General features: G+C 72.9%; 6 protein-coding genes. 1 reads left to right on the top strand and 5 read right to left on the bottom strand.

What is annotated here, in order from left to right; translation table 11 throughout:
* The 4 genes from ACZ6JE_RS13510 to ACZ6JE_RS13495 all read right to left on the bottom strand — a co-directional run.
* The coding region (locus ACZ6JE_RS13510) for a hypothetical protein (RefSeq protein WP_464319280.1) at nt 1-927 on the bottom strand (927 nt) is incomplete at its 3' end.
* Between the two features lie 133 nt (nt 928-1,060).
* Entirely contained in the window at nt 1,061-3,232 is a 2,172-nt protein-coding gene (locus ACZ6JE_RS13505; protein WP_464319279.1) for a YhgE/Pip family protein, read from the bottom strand.
* Complete coding sequence (locus ACZ6JE_RS13500; protein WP_464319278.1) at nt 3,229-3,876, bottom strand: hypothetical protein; 648 nt, start codon at nt 3,874-3,876, stop codon at nt 3,229-3,231. The genes ACZ6JE_RS13505 and ACZ6JE_RS13500 overlap by 4 nt, the downstream gene beginning before the upstream one ends.
* Nucleotides 3,873-4,583, bottom strand: a complete 711-nt coding sequence (locus ACZ6JE_RS13495) for a TetR/AcrR family transcriptional regulator (protein ID WP_320479464.1) — start codon at nt 4,581-4,583, stop codon at nt 3,873-3,875. Before ACZ6JE_RS13495 ends, ACZ6JE_RS13500 begins: the two co-directional genes overlap by 4 nt.
* A 306-nt stretch (nt 4,584-4,889) precedes the next feature.
* On the opposite strand from ACZ6JE_RS13495, the gene ACZ6JE_RS13490 reads away from it, so the two are divergent.
* Nucleotides 4,890-5,675: a GDSL-type esterase/lipase family protein gene (locus ACZ6JE_RS13490; protein ID WP_464319277.1), complete on the top strand. Its 786-nt coding sequence runs from the start codon at nt 4,890-4,892 to the stop codon at nt 5,673-5,675.
* A 95-nt stretch (nt 5,676-5,770) separates the two neighbouring features.
* Here ACZ6JE_RS13490 and xylA read toward each other — a convergent pair whose 3' ends face one another.
* Nucleotides 5,771-6,964, bottom strand: a complete 1,194-nt coding sequence (gene xylA / locus ACZ6JE_RS13485; protein ID WP_192061551.1) for a xylose isomerase — start codon at nt 6,962-6,964, stop codon at nt 5,771-5,773.
* Between the last annotated feature and the right edge of the window lie 86 nt (nt 6,965-7,050).

Here is a 7,050-nt window from a genome sequence, read left to right as displayed (position 1 = left end):
GCCCCCGGCCCGCTCCCCGCTCCCCACCCGGTGCGGCACCCAGCCGACGTCGAAGGTCCGCAGCAGGGCGGGCACGTCGTCGTAGTGCACGTCGCCCAGCAGCGTCACGTTGGGCAGCGCCGCGAGGGGCCGGTGGTACTCGCGGTCGAGCACGGGGCCGGCGAAGACGAAGCGCACGTCGGGCTCGGCCTCGGCGCAGGCGACGATGCCGCCCAGGTCGAGACGCCGTCCGATCTTGCCGACGTAGCCGACGGTGAGCGGACCCGTCGCGGCCGACGTGCTGTCGAACCGCTCGGGGTCGCAGCCGTTCGGCAGCAGCACGACGTCGTCGCGGCCGAAGCGGCGGGCGAGCTCGACCGTGCCCTCGGCATTGGCCGTCACTTGGCAGGCCGAGGCGAAGGCGGCGGCGTAGGCGCGCTCGACGTCGGATCGGATGCCCGCGAACGCGTGGTGCACGGTCCAGTCGTCGAGCAGGTCGAGCACGGTCGTGCGTCCGGTCACGAACGGGTTCGCGTGCGGGAGGGCGAGTGCCGTGAAGGGGTTCCACACCACGGCGGGGACATCGCGCCAGGCATGGGTCAGCCCCGGGTAGGCGTCGGCGGAGCGGACCCACCACCGCCGTCGGTCGCGCGGGTCGGGCAGCCGCCAGGTGGTCGTCTCGATCGGCCGCGTCCCTGCCGCGACACCGGGGGGCCCGCCCAGTCGTCGCCGCCCCGGCCGCCCGCCCCGCCACGACGCCCCGACCGCGAGCACCGCAGGCTCCGGTCGCGACACCACGGCGACGCCCCCGCGGTCTCCGGTCAGGCGCCCGAGCCACTCCACGAGGTGGGCGTCGCGCGTCCGGTACCCCTCGGTCGTGAATTTGGTCTGCCCATGCATCGGGTAGGCCAGGACGGCGGGCAAGGGTGTCGCGCGGTGCGTGTGCATCACGACAGTTTTGTTCACCGGCATGTGGCACGTCAAGGCGACATGCCACGGGAGGAGGCGCGGGTCGAGATGGTCTCGACCCGCGCCTCCTCGGTTCCCCGCCTCGGGCGGTGCCGCCCAGGGCGGCCGGGTGTCAGCCGATCAGCGACGGTCGGAGGTCGCGGAGGGTCCGTCGGCGGGTCATCCGGGCGGCGGCCAGGTACGAGACGAGCAGGGCTCCCAGCAGCCAGCAGGCGAGCACGCCCGCGTCTCCGGCAGCGGTCGGGAGGCTGCCGCCGTACATCACCTGGCGCAGTCCGTCGGTGGCGTAGCTCATCGGCAGGGCGAAGTGCAGGGCCGCCAGCGGAGCGGGCAGGGTCTGCCACGGGAACGTGCCGCCGGCGGTGACGAGCTGCACGACCATCAGCACGAGCCCGAGGAACTGCCCGACGCTGCCGAGCAGCACGTTCAGCATCATGATGATCGCCGCGAACGTGGCCGAGGCCAGCACCATCAGCCCCACCATGGCCCAGGGGTGCACGACGTCGAAGCCGAGCGGGCCGGTCACGATGCCGAACAGCGCCACCATCTGAACCAGGCCGAGCAGCGCGGGCGCCAGCCAGCCGGCGGCCACGACGCGACCCGGCGCCTTGACGGCCGTGATCGCCCGCTTCGACAGCGGCTTGACGATCAGGAACAGCGCGTAGATGCCGATCCACGCCGCCAGGCTGATGAAGAACGGGGCGAGCCCGGCGCCGTACGTGCCGGCGCTGGTCAGGGCGCGATCGGTGACGGACACCGGGTCGGAGATCGCCGACGCCTGGTCGTCACGGCTCGAGTCGGTGCTCGCCGGGATCTGCGCGAGCCCGTTCTGCAGCCCGTCGGAGAGGGTCGTGCTGCCGTCGCGCAGCTGCACGAGGCCGTCGTGCAGATCGACGGTGCCGGTGGCGAGCGTGTCGAGCCCCGACGCGAGTGTGGTCGCGCCGGCGTCGAGGGTGCCGAGGCCGTCGGCGAGGGAGGCGGCGCCCGAGTCGAGCGTGCCGAGTCCGGTCGCGAGGTCGGTCGCCCCCGAGGCCGCCGTCGCGGCGCCGGTCGACAGCTGCGCCGAGCCGTCGGCGGCCGACGAGATGCCCGAGGTCAGCGCCGGGGTCTGCTCGGCGAGGGTGCTCGTGCCCGCGGCCACCTGGTCGGCACCGGCGGAGAGCTGCGCGACCGAGCCGTTCAGCGCCTGCAGCTGCGTGTTCGCGCCGGTCAGTCGTGTCGTGAGGTCGTCGGTGACGGGGGCGAACGTGGCGGCGATGGCCGCGATCTGATCGGCGTCGTAGCCCTGCGCCGCCAGAGCGGCGGCGATGTCGGACTGCGCGGCGGCCTGCGCCTCGGGCAGCGCGTCGACCGCGGTCTGACTGTCGGCGGCGGCCCCGGCGACGGTCGTCGCCAGTTGATCGTTACCCGCCGCCACCTGGGCGGCGCCGTCGGCGAGCGCCTGCGTCTGCGCGGGCAGCTCGGCGGTGCTCGAGCGCAGCTGCTGCAACCCGGCGTCGAGCGTCGTCGCGCCGGTGCTCAGCGCTCCGACGCCGTCGGCGAGTGTGCGAGCGCCGGTGTCGGCCGAGGCGGCCCCCGTCGCGAGCCGGTCGGCGCCGTCGTGGGCGTCGGAGGCGCCGGCAGCGAGCCGGTCGGCGCCGTCACGGGCGTCGGCCGCACCCGTGGCGAGTCGATCCGCACCCCCGACGCTCGTCCCGAGGCCGTCGTTCAGCTGCGCGGCGCCGTCGGCCGCGTCGCCCAGGCTGGTGCGGATGTCGGACAACCCGACGAGCAGCTGCGTCGCGGCCTCCTTGCCGACCCGCTCGGTGACCGACGCCCTGATGGTCTTGGCGGCCTGCTCGGCGATGGTCGTCGACAGATAGCTGTTGGAGTCGTTGGTCGCGAGCACGATCTGCGCGCGCTGCGGGTCGTCGCTCGACGCCGACACGAGGTCGGCGCTGAAGTCCGTCGGGATCGTGAACGTGAAGTCGTACGTTCCGTCTTCGAGGCCGGCCCGCGCCTCCTCGGCGGTCGTCTCGTGCCAGTCGAAGTCGCCGCCGTCGAGCACCTCCTTCGTGACATCGGCGCCGTAGTCGACGGTCTCGCCGTCGGACACGGCGCCCGAGTCGGCGTCCACCAGCGCGGCGGGGACCTTGTCGAGCTTCGCGTACGGGTCCTGATTGGCCCACAGGTACAGGCCGCCGTAGAGCAGCGGCACCGTCATCAGCGCGACGAGGGCGAGGCGGGCGAGCCCCGTCGAGGTCAGCCGCTGGAACTCGGAACGGACGAGGGTGACGATCTTCACGAGGGGTCGCTTTCGGGTGTCGGAGACGGGGCGTCGTCGTCGACGTCGGGCGAGGGGATCGAGGCCTGGGCGAGGGCCGCGTAGCTCGTCACGGTCAGCACCGTGTAGTCGCGGGCGACCAGATCGCCGACGACGTCGAGCCAGGCGTGCACGTCGCCGCCGTGCCGCTCGGGCGTCGTGAGCACGACTCCGCGCACGTCGGGGCGCAGCACGGCCAGTTCGGTGAGCAGTCGCACGCGGCGCTCGGTGGGGAGCGCGTGCAGGCGGGTGCGCCGGTGCCCGTCGAGACCGAGCGACTCGACGAGGAGGGAGACGGAGGCGCGGTCGCTGCGGAGACCCGCCAGGGCGAGCTCCTCGCGGGCGACCTGCGAGACGGTGAGCGAGCCGAACGGCTCGGCCACGCCGGGGGTGTCGACGAGGGCGAAGGAGGCGCGGATCGCGTCGGCGTCGTCGCTCCCGTCGAGCAGGACGCGGCCGCGTTCGGGTGCCATCCGCCCGCCGGCGACGAGGCTCGCGACGGTCGGGCCGTTCTCGGTCTCGACGGCGACGAAGCCGGGGATGCCCCGGTCGGCGGTGACGGTGAGCGGGGCGAGAGGGGCGCCGGGGCCGTCGCCGACTGCCGCGCCGAGCAGCTCGAGTCTCATGCGGACACCGCCGCGTCGGCGGGGTCGCCGAGGGATGCGGAGGCGTCGGTGGGGGCGCCGCCGGCCGCCGGGGCGCCCAGCTCGAGTTCGGGGCTGCCCGCGATGAGCTCCTGGGCCTCGCGCCAGCCGAGGCCGACGACGGCGAGCACGGCCAGCATGACGAGCCGGTGCCCCTCGGCGCGACCGAGATCGCGCGCGGTCGCCTCGTCCAGCACCGACAACGCGGCACCCTCGACCAGGTGCGCCAGCGTGTCGACGTCGATGTCGGAGCGCATCCGGCCCTCGACGACGCCGCGCCGGACGGTCTCGCGGACGAAGGCCCGCAGGGGCGCCAGCGCCTCGCCGACCACGTGCATCAGCGGGCCGCGGACGGTCAACTGGGCCATGACCCGCACGTGCTCGACCTCCGACCACAGGCGCGCGCCGAGGGCGGCGAGCTGCACGACCGGATCGCTCGAGCTCGGCTGCACGACGGCCGCGGCCCCGATGCGCGCCGCGCCGCGCAGCGTCACCTCGCGCACGAGGTCGTCGCGGGTCGCGAAGTGCCCGTAGACGCTGCGCCGCGACAGGCCCGCCTCGGCCGCGATCGCCTCGAGGGGCACCCCCGGGTCGGTGTTCAGGAGGCGCACGGCGGCCGCCATCAGCGCCTCGCGGTTGGCGGTGGCGTCGCGCCGGGGCGCTCGCCGGGTCGAAGGAGTCGTGGTCACGGTGCGATCTTATGATCTTGCACAGTCGTGTGCAACATGGCCCCCTGGGTCGTCACGACGTGGCCCCAATTCGTGGGGCCGTTCCCGCGTCCACTCGTGCCTCTCGAGTGCCTCCCCTCGATGGAAAGACCTTCTCATCAGCGTTTCGTCTGCCCGTGTCCGCATTTGAGGGGACGATGAGCGGAACGCACGCATTGTCCCCATTGCGAATGCGTCTGGATCGACGGGCGCTCCCCCCAGAGACTCGTGAGCGGTCTCGCTCGGAGATCCCCTCGCCGCCCGCGGCGATGACGTCACCAGGACCGCATGCCCCAGCCCCACCCCGACCGCACCGTCGCCACCCGCTTCTCGGGGCCGATGGCCGTCCTCGTCACCCTCGGGCGGCCGTTGCTCGCCTTCCACCTGGAGGTGTACCGACGCGACCTCGCGTCCGCCGTCTTCCCCCGCGACGAGCGCAGCCCGGCGATCACCGGGCCGTCCCCCGAGCGGATCGCCTTCATCGGCAGCATCGCCGTCGCGGGCATGGGCGTGCTGAGCCACGGCATGACGACATCGAGTCAGGTCGCCTCGCGCGTGGCTCACTCCCGGGGTCGAGGCCTCACCTGGTCGGAGCTCACCTCGCCCGTCCTCACGGCGCGCACCGCCGTCACCATGCCGTCGCTCTCGGCCGAGGGGGCCAGCGCGGCTGTCGTGTTCCTCGGGATCGCGGACGTGCTGTCGGCCACGAGCCCCAGCGCGTGGGAGCGCGATCTGCGGCTGCTCGTCGGCCGCATCCGGCAGGAGGCCGGCGAGGAGTGCGCCGTGGTCTTCGCCGCCATCCCGCCGATGGCCCAGTTCCGACCGATCCCGCCGCTCGCCTCCCGTCTGATCACGGCGCAGGTCGACCGGCTCAACGCGGTCACCGAGCGCCTCTCGCGCGAGCTGATCGGCGTCGACCACGTCGACTTCCCGCTCGCGGCCCTCGCGGACATGACCGTCCGCGACCTGTTCTCGTGGTCGACCCTGCACCGCCGGTGGGCCGAGATCGTCGCACCGCGCGTCCATGCGGCACTGATCGGGGTCGACGCACGACGACGGGTCGCCCACCGGTGAGTGAACGACCCGTCATGGGCCTCAGCCGCATCTAGCTCCGTCTGACGCGCTGGAGCGCGTCAGCGCTCGCGGCGCGAACGCTGGCGCGTTCGCATCTAGCCGCGAGCGCCCATCAGGTGCTCGACCGCGAGCTGCTGCAGGCGGACGAAGCCGTAGCCGTGGCCGCCGAAGTGCGCGTCGGCGTCGAAGTCCTCGTACGAGGCGCGGTCGGCGAGCAGGGCGTCGTAGCCTTCGCCCTCGGCGAGGGTGGGGGTCGACAGCTCGGCGACCTGGCTGGCGACCAGCGCCTCCTGCACCTCGGGGTCGGCGCGGAACGCCTGCGCGCGCTCCTTCAGCAGCAGGTACATGCGCATGTTGGCCGCGGCCGACTCCCAGACGCCGTCGATGGTCTCGGTGCGCGACGGCTTGTAGTCGAAGTGGCGGGGGCCGGTGTACGACGGGCCGCCCTGAGGGGCGCCGTGCTCGAGCAGGTCGACGAGCGAGAACGCGTTCTGCAGGTCGCCGTGACCGAAGACGAGGTCCTGGTCGTACTTGATGCCGCGCTGACCGTTCAGGTCGATGTGGAACAGCTTGCCCTGGTAGAGCGCCTGAGCGATGCCGGCCGTGAAGTTCAGGCCCGCCATCTGCTCGTGGCCGACCTCGGGGTTGACGCCGAACAGCTCGGGGCGCTCGAGCGTGTCGATGAACGCGATCGCGTGGCCGAGGGTCGGCAGCAGGATGTCGCCGCGGGGCTCGTTGGGCTTCGGCTCGATGGCGAAGCGCAGACCGTAGCCCTTGTCGGTCACGTACTGGGCGAGCATGTCGACGCCCTCCTTGTAACGCGACAGGGCGGCCTGCACGTCTTTGGCGCTGTCGTACTCGGCGCCCTCGCGGCCGCCCCACATGACGAACGTCTCGGCGCCGAGCTCGGCGGCGAGGTCGATGTTGCGCAGCACCTTGCGGAGCGCGAAGCGGCGCACGCCGCGGTCGTTGGACGTGAACCCGCCGTCTTTGAAGACCGGTGCGCTGAACAGGTTGGTGGTGACCATCGGCACGACGATGCCGGTCGCGTCGAGCGCGCCCTTCAGGCGGTCGATCTGCTTCTGGCGCTCGGCCTCGGTCGACCCGAAGGCGAAGAGGTCGTCGTCGTGGAAGGTCAGGCCGTAGGCGCCGAGGCGGTCGAGGTTCTCGACGGCCTCGACCACGTCGAGGTCGGGGCGGGTGGGGCCGCCGAACGGGTCGGCTCCGGTGTAGCCGATCGTCCAGAGGCCGAACGAGAACTTGTCTTCGCGGGTGGGGGTGACGGACATCGGTGTCCCTTTCGTGGTCGATGGCGCGAGTCGCCGGAGGCGCTGGTCGCGATTGTTGTCGCTTACAACTTATACGTCCGAGGCGG

This window comes from Frigoribacterium sp. AC759, from assembly GCF_979256015.1.
Note: the sequence above shows the minus strand (reverse complement) of the source record. Positions and strands in the feature narration are given on the sequence as shown.